16 protein-coding genes are annotated in these 21,462 nt (G+C 40.0%); 8 read left to right on the top strand and 8 right to left on the bottom strand.

All coding sequences use genetic code 11. From position 1 onward, the window contains the following. Nucleotides 1-138: 138 nt before the first annotated feature. The 4 genes from idnK to edd form a co-directional block, all read right to left on the bottom strand. Nucleotides 139-651: a gluconokinase gene (gene idnK / locus F931_RS15765; RefSeq protein WP_009390752.1), complete on the bottom strand. Its 513-nt coding sequence runs from the start codon at nucleotides 649-651 to the stop codon at nucleotides 139-141. A gap of 17 nt (nucleotides 652-668) precedes the next feature. Beyond that, nucleotides 669-2,027 carry a GntT/GntP/DsdX family permease gene (gene gntT, locus F931_RS15770; protein WP_016142252.1) on the bottom strand — a complete coding sequence of 453 codons (1,359 nt, stop codon included), beginning with the start codon at nucleotides 2,025-2,027 and terminating at the stop codon, nucleotides 669-671. Nucleotides 2,028-2,212: 185 nt separating this feature from the next. Further along, nucleotides 2,213-2,842 (bottom strand): bifunctional 4-hydroxy-2-oxoglutarate aldolase/2-dehydro-3-deoxy-phosphogluconate aldolase, encoded by a 630-nt coding sequence (eda, locus tag F931_RS15775; RefSeq protein ID WP_016142253.1) that lies wholly within the window; start codon nucleotides 2,840-2,842, stop codon nucleotides 2,213-2,215. A gap of 20 nt (nucleotides 2,843-2,862) precedes the next feature. Further along, nucleotides 2,863-4,716, bottom strand: a complete 1,854-nt coding sequence (edd, locus tag F931_RS15780; protein WP_016142254.1) for a phosphogluconate dehydratase — start codon at nucleotides 4,714-4,716, stop codon at nucleotides 2,863-2,865. A 657-nt stretch (nucleotides 4,717-5,373) separates the two neighbouring features. Here edd and F931_RS22215 point away from each other — a divergent pair. From F931_RS22215 to F931_RS15800, 5 genes are all read left to right on the top strand, one after another. After that, nucleotides 5,374-5,493 carry a hypothetical protein gene (locus F931_RS22215; protein ID WP_080649515.1) on the top strand — a complete coding sequence of 40 codons (120 nt, stop codon included), beginning with the start codon at nucleotides 5,374-5,376 and terminating at the stop codon, nucleotides 5,491-5,493. Beyond that, nucleotides 5,475-6,677, top strand: coding sequence for an acetate/propionate family kinase (gene ackA, locus F931_RS15785; RefSeq protein ID WP_016142255.1), 1,203 nt, complete (start codon nucleotides 5,475-5,477; stop codon nucleotides 6,675-6,677). Before F931_RS22215 ends, ackA begins: the two co-directional genes overlap by 19 nt. A gap of 45 nt (nucleotides 6,678-6,722) precedes the next feature. Then, entirely contained in the window at nucleotides 6,723-8,867 is a 2,145-nt protein-coding gene (gene pta / locus F931_RS15790; RefSeq protein ID WP_016142256.1) for a phosphate acetyltransferase, read from the top strand. Nucleotides 8,868-9,095: 228 nt separating this feature from the next. Continuing rightward, nucleotides 9,096-10,622, top strand: coding sequence for a fumarate hydratase (fumA, locus tag F931_RS15795; protein ID WP_002115045.1), 1,527 nt, complete (start codon nucleotides 9,096-9,098; stop codon nucleotides 10,620-10,622). A 142-nt stretch (nucleotides 10,623-10,764) separates the two neighbouring features. Continuing rightward, a complete protein-coding gene (locus F931_RS15800) occupies nucleotides 10,765-11,319 on the top strand; it encodes a DUF2059 domain-containing protein (protein ID WP_016142257.1) in 555 nt (184 codons plus the stop codon). 24 nt (nucleotides 11,320-11,343) lie between these two features. On the opposite strand, the gene F931_RS15805 is transcribed toward F931_RS15800, so the two are convergent. The 4 genes from F931_RS15805 to tig all read right to left on the bottom strand — a co-directional run bounded on the left by F931_RS15805 (nucleotide 11,344) and on the right by tig (nucleotide 15,764). Then, entirely contained in the window at nucleotides 11,344-12,060 is a 717-nt protein-coding gene (locus tag F931_RS15805; protein ID WP_016142258.1) for a DUF2846 domain-containing protein, read from the bottom strand. 152 nt (nucleotides 12,061-12,212) lie between these two features. Further along, nucleotides 12,213-13,526 carry an ATP-dependent Clp protease ATP-binding subunit ClpX gene (clpX, locus tag F931_RS15810; RefSeq protein WP_002114726.1) on the bottom strand — a complete coding sequence of 438 codons (1,314 nt, stop codon included), beginning with the start codon at nucleotides 13,524-13,526 and terminating at the stop codon, nucleotides 12,213-12,215. Nucleotides 13,527-13,631: 105 nt separating this feature from the next. Then, nucleotides 13,632-14,237, bottom strand: a complete 606-nt coding sequence (gene clpP, locus F931_RS15815; protein WP_002114870.1) for an ATP-dependent Clp endopeptidase proteolytic subunit ClpP — start codon at nucleotides 14,235-14,237, stop codon at nucleotides 13,632-13,634. 192 nt (nucleotides 14,238-14,429) lie between these two features. Then, complete coding sequence (gene tig / locus F931_RS15820) at nucleotides 14,430-15,764, bottom strand: trigger factor (RefSeq protein WP_016142259.1); 1,335 nt, start codon at nucleotides 15,762-15,764, stop codon at nucleotides 14,430-14,432. Nucleotides 15,765-16,178: 414 nt separating this feature from the next. On the opposite strand from tig, the gene bfrD reads away from it, so the two are divergent. The 3 genes from bfrD (at nucleotide 16,179) to leuA (ending at nucleotide 21,413) form a co-directional block, all read left to right on the top strand. Continuing rightward, nucleotides 16,179-18,467, top strand: coding sequence for a TonB-dependent receptor (gene bfrD, locus F931_RS15825; protein WP_016142260.1), 2,289 nt, complete (start codon nucleotides 16,179-16,181; stop codon nucleotides 18,465-18,467). A gap of 106 nt (nucleotides 18,468-18,573) precedes the next feature. Continuing rightward, nucleotides 18,574-19,257: a Fe2+-dependent dioxygenase gene (gene piuC / locus F931_RS15830; RefSeq protein ID WP_016142261.1), complete on the top strand. Its 684-nt coding sequence runs from the start codon at nucleotides 18,574-18,576 to the stop codon at nucleotides 19,255-19,257. 458 nt (nucleotides 19,258-19,715) lie between these two features. Further along, the gene (gene leuA / locus F931_RS15835; RefSeq protein WP_016142262.1) at nucleotides 19,716-21,413 is read left to right on the top strand and encodes a 2-isopropylmalate synthase; all 1,698 of its coding nucleotides are present in this window, start codon (nucleotides 19,716-19,718) and stop codon (nucleotides 21,411-21,413) included. Nucleotides 21,414-21,462: the final 49 nt, after the last annotated feature.

Raw genomic sequence — 21,462 nt, forward strand, 5'->3', positions numbered from 1 at the left:
TTTTATATATTCCCGAACTTTCCACTGTAATCAGGTTTTATTCGGGTCAATATCACTATTATTATCCGTACTCACCTTGCTTGAACCGTTAACCACAAGGTGAATATCTTAAAGCGTTGATAACCTTTCTAGATGAATTTACCCCCGACACACACTATCAGTCACCCCTAGCTTCTGGATGACTTGTTCAATGATCTGTTCTGGTGTGAGAGCAATATCAATAGCAATTGCTTCATTCACATCAGGTTCCTCTAATGTGTCTAGCTGTGTTTGTAGCAACGCTGGGTCAAAAAAATGACCTGATCTCTCTGCAAGTCGTTGCTGTAATAACTCATAAGAACCTTTTAAGTAGACAAACTTAACATTCTGGTCCTGCCCTCTTAAAATATCGCGATACATCCGCTTTAAAGATGAGCATGTAAATACAGCCGTTTCACCATCTCTCTGTTTGGTTTCAATGACCTGACGAATTGCTTGTAACCATGGCAAGCGGTCTTCATCAGTTAAGGGAATGCCTTGACTCATCTTACTTTTATTTGCAGCTGAATGAAGCGTATCGCCATCAAGGAACTCACAAGCCAAACGCTCTGATAACAATTCACCAATTAGGGTTTTACCTGTTCCACAGACACCCATTGCAATCACAATCATGGATTACTCACCTTTAATTATAAAATAGTGCTAAGCAGTAGCGTGAAAGATAAACCCAACACCGAAATGATCGTTTCTAATACTGACCAAGTCTTGAGTGTCTGACCTACTGTCATACCAAAATATTCTTTGATTAACCAGAATCCTGCGTCATTTACATGTGAGAAAACTAATGAACCTGAACCTGTGGCAAGTACCAAAAGTTCTGGTCTAACCGCAACACCTGCTGTTGCTGCAATTGGAGCCACAATGCTACAAGCTGTAGCCATGGCAACCGTTGCCGACCCTGTTGCCAAACGAATTAATGCCGCAACGAACCAGCCCAACAATAACGGCGATAAATTTGCCTTCAAAGCTGTAGAAACAATCTCATTAGAAATACCGGTGTCACGCAAAATGCCGCCAAAACCACCACCAGCACCTACAATCAACATAATCCCAGCAATAGAAGCTAAACATCCGCCACAGAATTTTTCAATTTGTTCACGGTTAAAGCCCTGCATCGTACCGAAAGTAATAAAGCTGACCAATACTGCAATGAGCAATGCAATATCAGAAGTACCGATGAAACGTAGTAAGTCGTTTGCGAAAGTTTGTGGTGCAAAGAAAAGATCTGCCCAGCTACCGATCAACATCAATACAACCGGCAACATGATCGTAAATAAGGTAATACCAAAACTTGGTAATTCACGTGTCTTACTAGCATCTGCTTCAACAAACTGCTTTGCTAAAGGATTATTTTCAGGCAATTTGACGTATTTATTGATCCAAAGTGCATACAATGGCCCAGCGACGATAGCCGTTGGCACACCCACTATCAGACTATAAGCAATCGTTTTACCGATATCAGCATGATAAGCCTGTACTGCCAACAATGCTGCTGGATGTGGTGGAATTAAGCCATGCACAACCGACAAACCTGCAACCATTGGCAAGCCAACAACCAGTAAGGATTTGCCTGTTCGCTTCGCAATGTTGAATGCAATTGGAATAAGTAGAACGAAACCTACTTCGAAAAATACGGGAAGCCCAACAATAAGGGCAATAAACATCATGGCCCAGTGAATATTTTTCTCACCAAACCATTTAATGAGGGTAATCGCTATTCGCTCTGCGCCACCCGACTCAGCCATCATTTTGCCGAGCATCGTTCCTAATGCGATTACAATCGCAAGGTGGCCTAGGGTTTTACCAGTACCAGCTTCATATGACTTAACAATATCGCCCATTGGCATGCCAACAGCTAAAGCTAAACCAAGTGAAACAATAATGAGAACCAGAAATGGATAAATTCTAAACTTCGCGATCATGACCACTAAAGCAATAATCGCGATTACAGTGTAGATCAGTAACATACCACCCTGAACCGTCTCCATGGGACACTTCTCCTTGGAATAATTATTTAGGCACACTGCCTAAACAAAGGTCTTCAACCACAGTAATTCCTACTGTTAAGACATTAAATTTTTATATTTAGGTGTGACCAGCGCAAACTGGTCACATCAATACAGCCTTTAAAGCACATAAAATGCACTTCATTTTTTATAAATATCGACTACATCTACGGTGCTCTCAACTGGCTCGCAATTTGTGCCAAGCGAGTAATTTCAGCCCAGTCTTGTGCAGCTACAGTAGCTTTAGGTGTTAACCATGAACCACCTACACAAACCACGTTAGGTTGCTTTAAGAAATCCGGTGCTGACTCTGCAGTAATTCCGCCAGTCGGACAAAAGCGTAAGTTTGGAAATGGACCATAAAATGCTTTTAGCATCTCAACGCCACCTGCCTGTTGAGCGGGAAAGAATTTTACAATGTCATAACCTAATTCAATTGCCTGAATCAGGTCACTGGGTGTCATCACACCAGGCAATAGAGGCAAGCCTGCATCTTGTGCAGCCAAATGTAAATCTTTAGTTAAACCAGGAGATACACCAAATTGAGCACCTGCTTTTTTAGCTTGAGCACAATGTTCTGGTTTAGTAATCGTACCTACACCGACCACAATATCATCTGCCAACTGGCTTGCACGCTCAATAGCAGCAAGACCAGCAGCGGTACGTAACGTAATCTCAAGGACTTTTACACCACCTGCATGTAAAGCACGTGATACATCCTCACCTTGCTCAGCAGAATCAAATGCCAATACAGGAATGACTGGACCTAATTTGACGATATCTTCAATTTTAATCATTATTTTTCAGTTCCTTTGATTCAAATCTGCTCTGGTGAATTTTCACCAACCAATGCACCAAATACAGATGCCCCATGTTCAGCTGGCGCAGCAGCAGCACGGAAGACACCAAATAATTCACGGCCAAAGCCAACTTCGTTTTCTGCCTGATGTTCTGGCTGTGCAACAGGTCGTGACCGCCATACATCATCATCTATTTCAACATCGAGCACGCCAGCCTCAGCATCAATGATTAACATATCCCCTGTTTGAACTTTAGCAATTGGCCCATTTAATAAGGCTTCTGGAGATAAATGAATCACCGCAGGAACTTTACCTGAAGCACCAGACATGCGACCATCAGTCACTAAAGCAACATGGAAACCTTGATCTTGTAAAACACCTAACACAGGCGTCAAACGATGCAATTCAGGCATACCATTTGCACGAGCACCTTGGAAACGAACAACTGCAATAAAGTCTCGGTGTAACTCACCACGATCAAACGCAGCTTGAACCGCTTCTTGAGAATCAAACACAATTGCTGGTGCTTTAACTTTACGATGTTCTGGCGCAACAGCAGAAATCTTGATTACGCCACGGCCAAGACGACCTTGCATTAAGCGCAAGCCACCATCTGGTTGAAACGGCGCGTCAATACTACGTAAAACTTTGTCATCAAGACTCTGAACCACACCATCAACCCAAGTCAACTTGCCATCAATCAGTTTTGGTTCTTTGGTGTAATGGTGCAAGCCTTTACCAGCCACTGTGGTTACGTCGTTATGCAATAAACCAGCTTCAAGTAAGTTACGAATGAGGAAAGCTACCCCACCCGCAGCTTGGAAATGGTTTACATCAGCCTTACCATTTGGATAGATTTTTGCGAGCAATGGAACAACAGCAGACAACTCATCAAAGTCGTCCCAGTCAATTAAGATGCCAGCAGCACGTGCAATCGCAATCAGATGCAAAGTATGGTTGGTTGAACCACCTGTCGCGAGCAATGCCACGATGCCATTGATAATGGCTTTTTCATCAATCACATGACCAATCGGCGTATAGTTTCCGCGCTCAACTGTTAAATCCAGTACACGAATCGCAGCTTCTGCGGTAAGTGCATCACGTAATGATGTGTGAGGATGTACAAATGCGGCACTTGGCAAATGTAAACCCATGACTTCCATTAGCATCTGGTTACTGTTGGCTGTACCGTAAAAAGTACAAGTCCCTTGTCCGTGATAAGCAGCTGACTCAGCTTCTAGCAAAGCATCTCGGCCAACCTGACCCGTTGCAAATTGCTGACGAATTTTAGCTTTCTCATCGTTAGATAACCCACTGGTCATTGGGCCGGCTGGCACAAAAATAGTAGGCAAATAACCAAACTGCAAAGCACCAATCAGTAGGCCTGGCACAATCTTGTCGCAAACACCTAAACACAGTGCTGCGTCAAACATGTTATGAGATAACGCGATCGCGGTACTCATCGCAATAGTTTCACGAGAAAACAATGACAGTTCCATGCCAGCATTACCCTGGGTAATACCGTCACACATCGCAGGAACACCACCTGCAAACTGTGCCACGCCACCATTCTCACGAGCGGCTGTTTTAATTAAATCTGGAAATGTTTTATAAGGTGCATGTGCCGAAAGCATTTCGTTATATGAAGATACGATGCCAATATTTGGCTCACGACCTACTTTAATAATTAATTTTTCATTATCGTCCATGCTGGCAAAACCATGAGCCAGATTGGCACATGAAAGTGCTCCACGAGCAGGAAATTTGCCTTGTGCATGTTCAATACGTTGTAAATATGCAGAACGAGTTTTTTGACTACGTGCGATTACACGCTCGGTAACTTTTGCCAATATAGGGTTCGGCAAGTCCATGCTGGACGCTCCTGTACAACCGGATAAGCCGGAATATAAAAATAGACCAAATGATATATTTCTTATAATCATTTGAAAAAGGATGAACAATATTATTCAGGCAAAAAGCGACATGCAACCCCAATCAATATAGCTGTAATAGCCTCAGCACAAGCTTTAAAGGCCCAGCAAGCTTATATTTTAGACAAAATACTTATTAATATTTAGGTATATTTACACGCAAACCAAACCTCAAAAAATACGGTAAAATTATCGCAATATCAATATAATGAAATACATTCAACCATATATAGATAATGGTCTTTTCATACTAATTCTTAGCACTTATAAAACTATATTTAGTACTTTTTAATTCTCTTAAATTTCATTCAAACTTAATTTCACTTACGTATATTATTTGTAATATATGCTTAAAATTTAATTTAAAGATATAACCCACCTATTCAATAAACGATTGGTCCTTGGCATTTACTTGCCCTATTTTATTTGAATTTATTCTTCATAAATATAAACAAAAAACTCGTTTCTACGTATATAAAGAAACAAGAAACACGTGGTTAAGTTTTATACTGACCGAATATTAGTTATAAATAATTTGATGGTCGATAGTGCTTAAGTCTAATGGGCTAAAGTCTATCTTGGACAGAAAAACAACACATGTTAAAACATGATAGCCCGTTCAATCTGTATCAAAAAATAATACATCTTGAACAGGAAGTTAGGAAAACTATTTTAAATCAGGACTTGGGTATTTCAACGTGGCTACATCAGTATTAGTTATCAATTGCGGCTCTTCATCAATTAAATACGCTCTAGTTTCAGAGCGTCGTGAAGACCGTATTTACGGGTTAGCAGAAAACTTAGGGGCAGCTGATGCTCGTATTAAGGGGATTACAGTCGGTGGTGAACCACTTGAACTTTCAATTCCTTATGCTGACCATGCCAAAGCTTTAGAAACTTTACTTGCACGTCTTGCCAACTACAAACCGCAAGCAATCGGACATCGTGTTGTACACGGTGGTAGTTTAACCAAAGCAGAATTACTCACTCCTGAAATTATTGAACGTATTCGTGCTGCGACACCTTTAGCACCGCTTCACAACCCAGCACATTTAATTGGTATTGACGCAACCGTACGCCTTTTTCCTGAATTACCTCAAGTTGCTGTATTCGACACAGCATTCCATCAAACTATGCCACCGCATGCATATCGTTATGCAATTCCTAAGTTTTTATATACTGACCACAACGTCCGCCGTTATGGCTTCCATGGTACAAGCCATGCTTATGTGTCTGATAAAGCGAGTGAGCTGGCAGGTAACCTGAAAAAAGGTGGATGGTTAACAGCCCATCTAGGAAATGGTAGTTCAACTTGCGCAGTATGGAATGGACAAAGTGTTGACACCTCTATGGGCCTTACTCCACTTGAAGGTGTGGTGATGGGGACGCGTAGTGGTGACGTTGATCCAAGCTTACATAGCTTCCTTGCGAAAAACCTCGGTTGGGACTTAGCAAAAATTGATAAGGTTTTAAATAACGAAAGTGGCTTACTAGGCTTATCACAACTATCTAATGACATGCGCACAGTGATTGAAGCTGCCGAAAATGGCAATGAAGATGCCGCTCTTGCAATCGAAGTCTTTAGCTATCGCCTTGCAAAATCACTTGCTGCATTAAGCTGTGGCTTACCAACTTTGGATGGCTTAATTTTCACAGGCGGTATTGGTGAGAACTCAGCCTATATTCGTGAAAAAACCTTAGCTTATTTACCTCATTTTGGTTTGCAGCTTAATAAAGATCAAAACAACAACCTAAAACGTGGCACTGAAGGACGAATCGACAATGGAACAGGTCCTCAAATTTGGGTCATTCCTACAGATGAAGAAGGCCGTATTGCCAAAGAAACTCGTCAAGTTGTTGAGGTAGCAGAAAATACAGCATCTGTAGCAAGCCTTGCTTAATTAGAGCTTAGCTAAAACTCGATATTCGTTTATTTATAGGTTTATATGAATACAATTTTATTGATTCCTACAGGCGAAGGGGTTGGCTTAACCTCTGCATGCTTAGGCATGATTTACGCACTTGATTGTAACGGGATTAAAGCAGGCTTTTTAAAACCATTTTCTCAAGAAGACCAAGAGCATCTTGACCGAACCACTTCATTATTTGGTCATTTATTTCAAAGTAAAACTGTTCAATCTATTTCGCATGAAAAATTAACTCAGCTTATTGCCGCTGGCGAAGTAGATGAATTACTTGAAGAAGCGGTTAGCCTCCACCGCAGCATTGCAGCAGACCATGATGTCATTATTGTGGAAGGTTTATTACCAAACGGACAAGACCACTTCACCAGTGAGCTCAACGCCAGTCTTGCACAAGCACTTGATGCAGAAGTCGTATTGGTCAGTACAGCAGATATTCAAAATCCGAAAAAAGCAGCAGAAAAAGTAGATGCGCATTTACGTCAATTTGGTGGTGCAGCGTCAAATCGTACTGCTGGCGTACTGTTTATGCGTACCCGTGGATTAACCGAAGAAACAGCACAAATTCCTGTTGCGTTTGATCCATCGTTACGACCAACCGAAGAAATCGCAAAATTTACGAGCGAACTGCAAAAATATAATCGTTATTTCGGCTCTAGCGATTTACCAATTATTGGACTTGTTCCTTTTAGTAATACACTGAGCGTACCAAGAACACTTGATATTGCAAATGTCATTGATGGGCAATGGGTACATCAAGGCGAAGCTAAAACACGTCGTATTTTGCATTCGAGTTTAATTGCTTCAAGCATTGAATATGAACTGAATAAGTTTATTGCAGGTGAATTGATCATTAGCGCATCTGAACGTACAGATGTTTTACTTGCAAGTAGTTTGGCAACCAGTAATGGTATTCCTCTTGCTGGTTTAGTTCTGACTGAAAGAGAAGCGCCAGCACCAGAGCTTTTAGAGTTTTGCCAAAGTGCAATTAAACAAGGGTTGCCAATTTTACATACCCGTTTAAATACATTGGAAACTGCACAGCGTTTATCTAATTTTGGCAATGAAATTCCAACTGATGATACCGAACGTGCTGAGCAAGTGACCCGATTTGTTTCAAGTCATATTGATGTTGAATGGCTTAAGCAGCACAGTAACAATGCTGCTACCCCTCGCCTATCGCCATCGGCTTTCCGTCATGAACTGGTGCAAAAATCGATTGCAGCGAAAAAACGGATTGTGCTACCTGAAGGTGATGAACCACGCACCATTCAAGCTGCGGCAATTTGTCAGGCTCGTGGTATTGCTGACTGTATTTTGTTAGCTAAGCCAGATGCTGTGCACGATGTTGCAAAAGCACGCGGTATTGAACTACCTGCCGAATTGGCAATTGTTGATCCTGATAGCATTCGTGATCAATACGTTGCGCCAATGGTTGAGCTACGCAAAGGTAAACTCAACGAATTACAAGCTAAAGATCAATTACAAGACACTGTAGTGCTTGGCACTATGATGCTAGCCCTAGACCATGTCGATGGTTTAGTTTCAGGTGCGGTACACACCACAGCAAATACAGTCCGCCCAGCATTCCAGCTCATCAAGACAGCACCTGAATATTCACTTGTTTCATCTATATTCTTTATGCTTTTGCCAGATGAAGTTTATGTATATGGCGACTGTGCAATTAACCCAGACCCTACAGCAGAACAATTGGCTGAAATTGCAATTCAGTCTGCCGACTCAGCGAAAGCGTTTGGAATTGACCCGCGTATTGCTATGATCAGCTACTCAACTGGTACTTCTGGAACAGGCGCTGATGTTGAAAAAGTACAGCAAGCAACTCAAATTGCTCAGCAACGCCGCCCTGATTTACTGATTGATGGTCCACTTCAATACGATGCAGCTTCAGTTGAAAGTGTGGGAAGACAAAAGGCACCAGACTCACGCGTTGCTGGCCGTGCCAATGTATTTATTTTCCCAGATTTAAATACGGGTAATACCACTTACAAAGCGGTACAGCGTGCTGCAAATGTTGTGAGCGTTGGACCAATGCTGCAAGGCCTCAACAAACCAGTCAATGACTTATCTCGTGGAGCATTGGTAGATGACATCGTCTTTACCATTGCGTTAACAGCAATTCAGGCAGAGCAACAAGCTGCTGCCAAATAATTAATATAATTAACCTTTACTACCTCTCGCCATTTGATGTCCGCTCAAATGGCTTTTTTTATTTTAAACACTCAAAAATAAATAATTTTTCTGATTTCTTACGTTTAAATCACTTCAAATCTTCTTATGCGACTTTCGGTCAAAAGATCAACCAATCTCCCACAACGCTGTCTTTTTGTCATATAATTTAGCCCGCTAGCTAACAGCCCGCTCAAGAGATTTTCTGGTATGACAACGATTATCAAACAAGATGACTTGATTACATCGATCAAGGACGCCCTACAGTTTATTTCGTACTATCACCCGCAAGACTTTATCCAAGCGATGAGCCGTGCTTATGATCGCGAAGAAAACAAAGCCGCAAAGGATGCAATTGCACAGATTCTAATTAACTCTCGCATGTGTGCGGAAGGTCATCGTCCAATTTGCCAAGATACTGGTATTGTTAACGTTTTCCTTGAAGTGGGCTTAGATGTTAAATTTGATTTAACAATGAGCTTAGACGATGCGGTAAATGAAGGTGTTCGCCAAGGTTACCTTGAAAACAGCAACGTTCTTCGTGCATCTGTACTTGCTGACCCTGCATTTGGTCGTAAAAACACAAAAGATAATACCCCTGCTGTAATTCACTACAAACTCGTACCGGGTAATAAAGTAGATATTACTGTTGCTGCTAAAGGTGGCGGTTCAGAAAACAAATCTAAACTCGCGATGCTTAACCCATCTGACTCGATTGTTGACTGGGTACTTAAAACTGTTCCGACTATGGGTGCAGGCTGGTGTCCTCCTGGTATGCTCGGTATTGGTATTGGTGGTACTGCTGAAAAAGCCATGATGCTTGCTAAAGAAGCGCTCATGGAAGAAATCAATATGGACGAATTACTTCGCCGTGGACCAGAGAACAAAATCGAAGAACTTCGTATCGAAATCTTTGAAAAAGTAAACGCACTTGGAATTGGTGCTCAAGGCCTAGGCGGTTTAACGACTGTTCTTGATATTAAAATTAAAGATTACCCATGTCATGCTGCTGGTAAACCAGTAGGTATGATTCCTAACTGTGCTGCTACTCGTCATGCTCACTTCCAGCTTGATGGTACAGGTGTAGCTCATATCCAAGCACCAAAACTTGAAGACTACCCTTCTGTAACTTGGGACTCTTCACAGTCTAAACGTGTAAACCTTGATACCATTACTCAAGAAGAAATGGATTCTTGGAAACCGGGTGATACATTACTTCTTAGCGGAACAATGTACACAGGTCGTGATGCTGCTCACAAACGTATGGTTGAAATGATCGACAATGGTGAAGAATTACCAGTTGATCTTAAAGGCAAGTTTATTTACTACGTTGGCCCAGTTGATCCAGTAGGTGATGAAGTTGTTGGTCCTGCTGGTCCTACAACTGCAACACGTATGGATAAATTCACACGTAAAGTATTAGAACATACTGGTCTATTCGGTATGATCGGTAAAGCTGACCGTGGTCCTACAGCAATTGAAGCAATCAAAGACAACAAAGCAACTTACTTAATGGCAGTTGGTGGTGCAGCTTACCTCGTATCGAAAGCTGTTCGTGAAGCTGAAGTTGTTGCGTTTGCAGACCTAGGTATGGAAGCAATCTACAAATTCGTAGTTGAAGATATGCCAGTTTCTGTTGCAGTTGATGTAAACGGTACTTCAATTCACGCAGTAGCTCCAAAAATCTGGCAAGCGAAAATTGGAAAAATTCCAGTAGTCGATGCAGCCGCTGGCTAATCAAGAAAAGCACCGAATTCGGTGCTTTTTTTATACATTCTTTTTTTATTTTAAAATCTGAAAAGAATTGTAACAATTACTTCGTCAATCTATGCTATTAATGAAAGCACCCACTCGCCATATATTGAATATAGGTCATTTCATGACTATTCGCCCTCTTCTTAAAAATCTTTCAATCAGCCTCTGTCTAAGCTGTATTACCACAAGCTTATTTGCATCTCCTGCTAAGTTAAGTTCAGTTAAAGAACTCATGCAAATGAGCCAGATTGATTATCTACTTAAAGAATCAATTAATGAATTAACACCTTACTACGATCAACAAGCAGAACAGATCGTTAGTAATATCACGGGTATTAAAACTTTAGGCCCAAAAGAAAAAGAGGCCGCGAAGAAGTTAGGTTCACTCTTAAAAGATTCGAGCAATCAGCTCATTAGCAATCCTAAAACTACTCAAGCCTTACAGGATATTTACCTTAAGACTTATACTGAAGAGGAAATTCAGGCTAATCTGAAATTTTTAAAAACCCCAGAAGGCCAATCAATTACGCGTAAGAACGTACAGATTATGGGGCAAATTTCAGAATATATGATGGAATTGGGACAGCAGACATTTAATGACCCTAAAGCACGAGATCATATGCAAGAAGAGATGCTTAAAATTATTGCTCCATTAATGAAAGATAAAGAAAAGTCTTAACTTTTCTTTATTTTTTTTAGCTCATTACCAAGTTAAAGGATTCCATAATTTAAATGGCTTAATCAGATGTACATCTGATTTTTCATCATATTTGGCTGGCTTTAATTCTTGTGGTTTATTGCGTATTTTTCCTGAAGCATCTTCAGCCACAAAATTGTAGCTAGAAGATTTAAGCTCGGTAAATGCTATCTCTCTACGTCCAATGTTGTCTTGCATTAACATAAATGGGCCCGTATGTTCATTTCGGTCCATTTTATTTTCTTCGTCATATTTCAAATAATAAGACGTTCCCGATTCAACAGTGATATCAATATATTTTGGTTCTTGAAAATGGATACCAAGTAAAGGGCGACTCGCAGAAAGACGATAGGTTCCTGCGGGTAACTCAATCCAGTAATAATGATTATGTAATAGACTCGGAATGCGCTTACCATTCACAAAGAGATTAATCGCTGCTATTTCCTGACGATTCCATTTCGTGTCTGGTCGATATAGATAAACTACAGCAGCTTGTTCATTTTGTGGTTTGATTGGAGCAAATGTCTGGCCTAACTTTTGGTTGACCCACCCTCCCACAGTAAAACCGCCTAAATGATATTGATCTAATAAACCAGGTTCTTTTTCAACATCAACTTTAGGTAGAGTCGCGGTCAATTCACTCGGATTTTTTTCTAAATGAGATGAAATTTGACAGCCTACAAACAGTCCGGCACAGCACAAAGATACGATTAAATAACGCATGGCATCCCTCAAAGCGTTTTGTTTTTGATTTATTTTTTACAACGCAAAACTATGCGTATTTTGTATTTTTAAGATTAACACTACCCATATAAATTGAAAACAAAAAAAGCATGAATCACTAGCGCAATTCATGCTTTTTAGATGAATGAAATCTATGCAGACTTCGAATCAATAACCTTTAAATCTGCCTTAGCAACACTTTCATGCGTTGCAGCTTCTTTAGGCTGGCGCTCAGCTTGATAAACAGGCTCTGCTTCACCATTAATGACTGCTTCGTTAATGATGACTGTTCCAACATCTGTACGACTTGGTAAATCGTACATAGTTTCAAGCAATACATTCTCCATAATAGAACGCAGACCACGCGCACCCGTATTACGTTCAAGCGCTTTTTTAGCAACAGCACGCAATGCAGAATCTTCAAAGATCAGATCAACATTTTCCATAGTGAAAAGATATTGATACTGACGAGTTAATGCATTTTTTGGCTCAGTCAAAATTTGCATTAGAGCTTCTTCGTCCAGCTCTTCAAGCGTCGCAATCACGGGTAAACGACCAATGAACTCTGGAATTAAACCAAATTTCACTAAGTCGGTTGGCTCAACTTGACGGAACAATTCAGCAAGTTTTTTGGTTTCATCTTTGTTTTTAACGTCAGCAGTAAAACCAATGCCGCCTTTCTCTTGACGCTGTTGTACAATTTTTTCCAAACCAGAAAATGCACCACCACAAATAAATAAGATATTTGAGGTATCGATTTGGATAAACTCTTGCTGTGGATGCTTACGACCACCTTGAGGAGGAATCGAAGCAACAGTACCTTCAATCATTTTTAATAATGCTTGTTGTACACCTTCACCAGACACATCACGCGTAATTGATGGGTTTTCAGATTTACGAGTAATCTTGTCAATTTCGTCGATATAAATAATGCCCTTCTGAGCTTTTTCTACATCGTAGTCTGCTTTTTGCAAAAGCTTTTGTACAATATTTTCAACATCTTCACCCACATAACCTGCTTCGGTTAATGTTGTTGCATCTGCCATCGCAAATGGAACATCTAAAAGGCGAGCCAATGTTTGCGCAAGTAAAGTTTTACCTGAACCAGTTGGTCCAATCAGTAGAATGTTACTTTTAGCAATTTCTACTTCTTTAGACACATGGCCATTATGACCAACTTTTAAACGTTTATAATGATTATAAACCGCAACAGAGAGTGTCTTTTTGGCAAGATCTTGACCAATAACATATTGATCAAGCGCAGCACGTATTTCATGTGGTTTTGGCAATGCCTTACTCGCCCAGTCACCTGCTTCAACCTGCTGGCTGGTTTGTACGAGGTCTAAGCAGACATCCACACATTCATTACAAATATATGCGTCCTCACCCGCAATCAGTTTCCCGACTTCAGACTGCGTTTTACCGCAAAATGAACAATGTTTTTGTCCTTGAGGATGTTCGGACATATTCACTCCACAAATAGAATCTTAAATATTAGGGCAAGATGCACTGCATAAATAACTAAATGGAGATCTTTTTCAACATCTCAAGTTATTTATATAAGAAGGTCCTTATGGACGCTTGCTTAACACCTGATCAACCAGACCATATTCTTTAGCAGCTTGAGCTGTCATAAAGTTATCACGGTCAGTATCACGAGCAACGGTTTCATAGTCTTGACCACTGTGCTCTGCCATTAAGCGGTTCAAACGTTCTTTAATAAAGAGAATTTCGCGCGCATGGATTTCAATATCCGATGCTTGACCACGGAAACCACCCAATGGTTGATGAATCATGACACGGGCATTTTCTAAACAATAACGTTTGCCTTTAGCACCCGCATTTAATAAGAAGGCACCCATTGAAGCAGCTTGGCCCATACAATATGTCACGACATCAGGTTTAATAAACTGCATCGTGTCATAAATAGCCATACCTGCTGTCACAGATCCACCTGGAGAGTTGATATAAAGGTGGATATCTTTATCAGGATTTTCAGCTTCTAAAAACAACATTTGGGCAACGATTAAATTTGCCATATTGTCTTCAACTTCACCTGTCAGAAAAATGACGCGCTCACGTAAAAGTCGTGAATAAATATCAAAAGAACGTTCGCCGCGAGAAGATTGTTCAACCACAACAGGAACTAAAGCATTTTCAATTGTTGGAACATACATACGTTATTTATTCCTAAATTTTTTGTGACTTAACCTATGGCAACAATATGCGGGATAATTTCTCAAATTGCAAAAGGTTCGCACTGAAATATTATATTATTTATACGCAAGTACTTAATGTCGCACTCAAATTGACCACATAAAGAAAAACAAAAAAGGCGCCGAGGCGCCTTTTTCTGACTTCTTAAAAGATTAGCCCATACGGCGAGCTTGTTGTTCTTTCAATAAGTCATCATAAGATACAGCTTTGTCAGTCACTTTAGCACCAGCTAAGATGTGATCAACAACTTGATCTTCTAATACAACTGCTTCGATTTGAGCACGTTGTTGAGCATCATTTTTGAAGTATTCGATCACTTCAGTTGGATCTTCGTAAGAAGAAGCCATGTCGTCAATGTAAGCATCAACGCGAGCTTGATCAACTTCAAGTTTAGCATCAGCTAAAACTTTGCTTACCAATACGCCAAGCTTAACAGAACGCTCTGCTTGTTCTTTGAACAATTCGTCAGGAAGCATGCTCTTATCAAAAGATTGCGCGCCTGCACCACCAAATTGTTGAGTGAACTGTTGAACCATTTGTTGACGTTGACGGTCAATTTCTTGAGCAACCATTGCACTTGGAACTTCAACTTCATTCGCAGCAACAAGTGCATCAAAAGCAGCTTGTTTAACTTGGTTACGTAAACCATTGCGAACTTCACGTTCCATATTCTTACGAACGTCAGCTTTTAACTTCTCAATGCCTTCTTCTTCAGTTACACCGAAGATTTTTAAGAATTCAGCATCAATTTCTGGAAGCTTTGATTTCTCAACTTGCTTCACAGTGATTTTGAACTGAGCTGCTTTACCAGCCAAGTTTTCAGCTTGATAATCTTCTGGGAAAGTAACGTCAATTACTTTCTCTTCACCAGCTTTCATACCGATGATGCCGTCTTCGAAGCCAGGGATCATACGACCTGAACCTAACACAAGTTTAAAGTCTTCAGCAGAACCGCCTTCAAACTTCTCACCATCGATAGTGCCTTCAAAGTCAAAAGTCACTTGCATGTCTTTTTTCGCCATGCCCTTGGTTACAGCCCAAGTTTGACGTTGTTTTTGCAAGTTTTCGATCATAGCGTCAACGTCAGCGTCTTTGATTTCAGCTGATTTACGCTCAACTTCTAAAGTATCGAATGCTTGTACAGCAACTTCTGGATAAACTTCTACAGTTGCTTCAAAAACTAAAGCGTCTTCTTTATGTTCAACTTTCTCAATGTTCGGCATACCTACCGCATTGATTTTTTCTTGTTGAATTGCTTCAAAAACGCTATCACGAATGATGTCATTCACAACTTCTTGATAAATGCTTGCACCGTATTCGCGACGAACAACGTTTTCAGGTACTTTACCTGGACGGAAGCCGTTGATCTTCACAGTTTTGGCAGTGCGCTTCAAACGAGCTTCAAATTGCTCGTTAATACGGCTCGTCGGTACAGACACATTTAAACGACGGGCAACGCCCGAAACCGCTTCAGTCGTTACTTGCATGGCTTCCTCGATAAAAATTAGTTAGTAGGAACAGTTTTTAAAAAAGTGCTGTATTATATGACAACTTTCCAGATATACAAAATTAACCGATCACTTACTATAAGTGAATGCTATTTTTCCAAGAAATTTCACAGTAATTTTATGATTCTTTAAATATTTTTCATAAAGCCTTAAGTAAAACTAATTTTTTAGCTATTCTTTATAAATCTAAAATTACAATTAAAGTTTGACTTTAATCGCTTTAACAAACAATGACTAATAATCAGTAGATTAGCTACATAAAAGTACAATTCACCATTTAATTATTCATTTTCACTTCATAATTCAATTGGCAAATCCAATTAACACAAACTGTACATATAAATAAGAATTATTATTATTCGCATAACCTTTTAGCTTTAGAGTCCTGAAGTCATGTCTTTGATTAGAACACGTAAAAAAATTGTTTCATCTGCAATAGCCTCATCGCTATCAATGATTGCAACAACAGCTATGGCACAAGAAGCAGTTTCACAATTACCGACGATTCATACTCAAGCGACTCAAGAAGAATCTTTAAAAGTAGATCAGTCAGCAAACTCTAAATTCGTGGCTCCTCTCAAAGACACACCAAAATCAGTCTCTATTCTTTCTCAAAAATTAATTAAAGATACAAACTCTAATACCCTTCTCGAAGCTTTACGCTATGAGCCAGGCATTACTTTAGGTGCAGGTGAAGGTGGTACACCATTTACCGATATGCCTTATATTCGTGGTTATAGCGGTCAGTCTTCTATTTATGTTGATGGTGTTCGTAATACAACGTCTCAAAACCGCGATATGTTTGCGATTGAACAAGTTGAAGTGATTAAAGGCTCTTCGTCTGCTCTTGGTGGCGGTGGTAGCGTTGGTGGAAGTATTAACTTAATCCCTAAAGTTGCTCATGAAGGCGACGTATACCAAGGCAGTGTTCAAGGCGGAACTGATAATTATCGTCATATCCAGCTTGATGCCAACAAAGACTTTGGAAATGGCATTGCTGGTCGTGTTGTGATTATGGGCCATGAAAATGAAAAAGCTGGTCAAAGTAACGGTGCCGAATATGCTCGTGCCGGTATTGCATCAAGTCTTGCATTTGGGCTAGATACAGCAACCCGTGGAACACTGAGCTACTACTATTTACGTAGTAATGATGAACCAGATGCAGGTATTCCATTTAACAATGCAAACCCAGCAAAACCTCCAGTTGGGGTTATTGTAACACCTGGTGATGGTAAACCTGTTGATGTAAAAGCTGGAACCTACTATGGCTGGAAAGCACGTGATTTCGATAAACGAGAAAATCACATTGGTACGTTTAAGTTAGAACACGACTTTAATGAAAACCTTACTTTGTCGAATGTAGCAACCTATAACAAGTCTAAATCTGATTATGTTTATACGAATGCTGATGACTCTAAGGGTAATATTTACAGAGGTACAATCGCTCGCCGTGCGTTAAGCCGTATCTTAGATAGTGATGCTTATAGCGACCAGCTTTCTTTAAAAGGTAAATTCAATACAGGTAGCTTAAAACACTCTTTTAATGTTGGTACTGAGTGGAGCTTCCAAGAAACTGACCAAGGCGTATATACCTTTACTAATGCTGCTGGTGAAACTACATCGACTATTTTAGACAGTAATATTCAAAACTGTAATTCGGCTGCGGCTGCTTCAAATGGCTGGTGTACAAGTTTAAATAACCCAGGAAACGGCGCCTTCTATGACACACGTGGAGCAATTAAAGCGCAATCTACGACACGCAGTCATAATGTAGGGGTTTATGCTTTAGATAGTATTGAATTTAATCCACAATGGTTACTTAACTTAGGTATTCGTTGGGATAAGTTCGAAACTGAGAAAAAATATAATAAGGATGTAGATGGACGTACTCCTCATAAAACTGGCGATAAATTAGAAAGCGATACGGATTACTTCTCTTACCAAGCCGGTCTAGTTTTTAAACCAACCGAAGATGGTAGTATTTATTTAAGCTACGCTACATCAGCAAACCCGGTAGGTGTGCTCGCTGAAGGTGATACTGGTTCAGATTCTATTAGCGATTCAGGTAGTGCAAGTGCGAGTGCAAATGATTTAAAACCTGAAGAAGCACGTACCTTTGAATTAGGTACAAAATGGGATTTATTTAATAACCGTGCAAACTTAACAGCAGCTATTTTCCGTACCGAAAAGCAAAATACTCGCATCCAAATCGACCCAAATACGACTGCCAATGCAGGTAAAAGTAAAGTTGACGGTTTTGAGATTAGTTTGAACGGAAAAATTACCGACAAATGGGATGTTTCTACAGGCTATAGCTATTTAGATAGCGAAATCACTGAAGCGGCATACAATGCAGTTGCTCAAGAAGGTAAACCATTACCATTTGTAGCGAAAAATAGTGCTACCTTATGGTCTACTTACAGAGTAATGCCTCAATTGACTTTAGGTGCTGGTGTTGAATATCGTGATCAAGTTTTCGTAAATACAACTGCTCCGAAATATTTGCCAACCTATACCATTTATAATGCTATGGCTAAATACGACGTCAACAAAAACGTAAACTTACAGCTTAACATCAACAATATCTCGGATAAGCGTTATTTCACTAGTGCACATGCAGCTCACTACGCGTTTGAAGGTAATGGCCGTAATGCTGTCTTAGCGATTAACTTTAAATACTAAGTTTAAATTCCATAAATTATTTATGGAATTAATTGAAATTCATATAAAATAGCCTCATCACGAGGCTATTTTTACAAATGAAGTCGCTATATAAAAGGTGTTTGCTGTGATTCATCATATCCCCAATGTTTTAAGCAAAGAGCAAGTTGCCGAGTTTCGTAAGCTCATGGAAGAAGCCAATTGGGTAGGTGGAAAAGTGACTGCCGGCACCTTGTCTGCTTCTGTTAAAAGAAATCAGCAACTTTCAGAACAAGATCCGCTTACCCACCATTTAAGTGAGATTGTCATCAAAGCAATTTGGCAAAATCCTGTGTTTCAGGCCGCAGCCTTACCTCATAAAATTATTCCACCGCTTTTTAATCGTTATGATGAACATGAAAGCTTTGGTTTCCATGTAGATAACTCAATTCGCCTTATCCGCGGGACTTCTGAACAGCTACGCACCGATTTATCATGTACCTTATTTTTAAGTGAACCTGATGAATATGAAGGTGGTGACCTCGTTATTGAAGACACTTATGGTTATCACGAAGTCAAATTGCCCGCAGGTGATGTGGTGCTCTACCCTTCTACCAGCCTACATGAAGTCAGCAGTATTACCTCTGGTACTCGTTTTGCTTCTTTTTTCTGGGTACAAAGTCTGGTTCGAGACGATAGTAAACGCCATCTCTTATTTAATCTTGATGAGAGCATTCGAGAACTACGCAAATCACACGGCGATAACTATCCACAAGTCATGAAGCTCACCAACATTTATCATAATTTAATTCGTATGTGGTCAGAACTGTAACACTATTTATTTTTGCCTTTTTAAGACTTAATAATCTTTTTTACCCTTAAAAGGCAAAAATGTGAAAATAATTTTCCATAAAAAATAAAACAGCGCAAAATTAGAAAATTATTTTCTAAACAACTTAACTAAAATTATGATAAGAATTTTGCACGAGGTGTAATCATTGTTTAGATGTGATATATCTAAATATCAAGATTACCCGCAAACCATCAAACTTATTATTCTACGGTCTAGAGATGAAAACGAATTACTTGTTTGCCCAGCCTACTCAAGCAAGACATCATCTGCAACTCCTGATGCTGCGCCAAGCGCGCGTATAAAAATTTTGTCTGCTTTTTAAAGCAGCACTTCAAAATTACCTTTAATTTTTCTGAATTAGATACCATATATTAAGTAGAGACGTTGCCTTTTAAATATATCCAGAGCAACCGCGCTACGAGACAAGGAGTTTTCTCATGATGTTGGCTGACCCTAGCAAAAAATACCGCCGTATGTACCAACGTGTGGATTTACCAGATCGCCAATGGCCGAATAAAGAAATTACAAAAGCGCCAATCTGGATGAGTACCGATTTACGTGACGGTAACCAAGCAATTTTTGAACCGATGAACATGGAACAAAAATTCAAAATGTTCAAAATGCTTGTGAAAATCGGTTTTAAACATATTGAAATCGGTTTCCCTTCTGCATCACAAATTGACTTCGATTTTACTCGTATGTTGATCGAAGAAAATCATATTCCTGATGACGTATACATTGAAGTTTTGGTTCAAGCACGTGACCATTTAATTGAACGTACTTTTGAATCTTTGGCAGGTGCTAAACGCGCAATTGTGCATATTTATAACTCGAACTCTCCTACCTTCCGTCAAAAGGTGTTGAACGTAGATGTTAATGGTGCAAAACAATTAGCAATTAATGCGGCTCAAAGAGTTAAAGAATATGCTGCGCAGTATCCTCAAACTGACTGGATTTTCCAGTACAGTCCAGAATGTTTCTCTGCAACTGAATTAGAAGTGGCTAAAGATGTCTGTGATGCCGTCACAGAAATCTGGGATGCACGTCCTGACCATAAAGTGATTTTAAACTTACCTGCGACTGTAGAAGTTTCTACACCAAATGTTTATGCAGACCAAATTGAATGGATGCATCGTAATTTGGCACGTCGTGATGGCGTGATCATTTCTGTTCACTGCCACAATGACCGCGGCTGTGGTATTGCTGCCTCAGAACTTGCCATTATGGCAGGTGCTGACCGTGTAGAAGGTTGTGTGTTTGGTAATGGTGAACGTACAGGTAACGTTGACGTTGCAGCAATTGCGTTGAACATGTACACCCAAGGTGTAGCGCCTGAGTTAGATTTTTCTAACATTAATGAAGTGATTGCAACGATTGAAGAATGTACTGGCTTACCGGTACACCCTCGTCATCCATATGCAGGTGACTTGGTATTTACTGCGTTCTCTGGTTCACATCAGGATGCGATCAAAAAAGGCTTCGAGTATCAGAAAAACGAAGAAGTCTGGGATATGCCTTACTTACCAATCGACCCGAAAGATTTGGGCCGCGACTATGATGCTGTAATTCGTGTAAACAGCCAGTCTGGTAAAGGTGGTATTGCATACTTATTAGAATCGAACTACAACGTTGTGTTGCCACGTCGCTTACAAATCGAATTTAGCCAAGTTGTTCAACAATATGCTGATGAGAACGGTACTGAAATTAATGCCAAAGAAATCTGGACATTATTTAAAGACACTTATGTTGATGTGAAAAACCATCATTACACAGTTAAACACTACAAGTTATCTGATATTAACGGTACTCAGATTATAGAACTTGATGTGGATGTCGAAGGTGAAACACAACAACTTCGTGGTGAAGGTAACGGCCCAATCTCTGCGTTCTTAAATGCACTTCAATTACCAATTGACGTATTGAACTATGAAGAACGTAGTATTAGTTCAGGTGCAAATGCGAAAGCATTAACCTTAATTGAGCTTCAAGTAAAAGGTACAGGTAAAGGTTCATTTGGTGCCGGTGTTCATGACAATACAGTCACCTCATCCATTGAAGCAATTATCGCTTGTACCAACCGTTTGATTGATCAAGGTGTTTTAAGTACAGATCAGGTGGTTGCCGCCGCTGTTTAATTAAAAAAAAGACTTTGGAAAGGATACCTAGCTTGGTATCCTTTCTTTT

The sequence above is a fragment of the Acinetobacter pittii ANC 4050 genome, from assembly GCF_000399685.1.
Taxonomy (GTDB): Bacteria; Pseudomonadota; Gammaproteobacteria; order Pseudomonadales; family Moraxellaceae; genus Acinetobacter; species Acinetobacter pittii_E.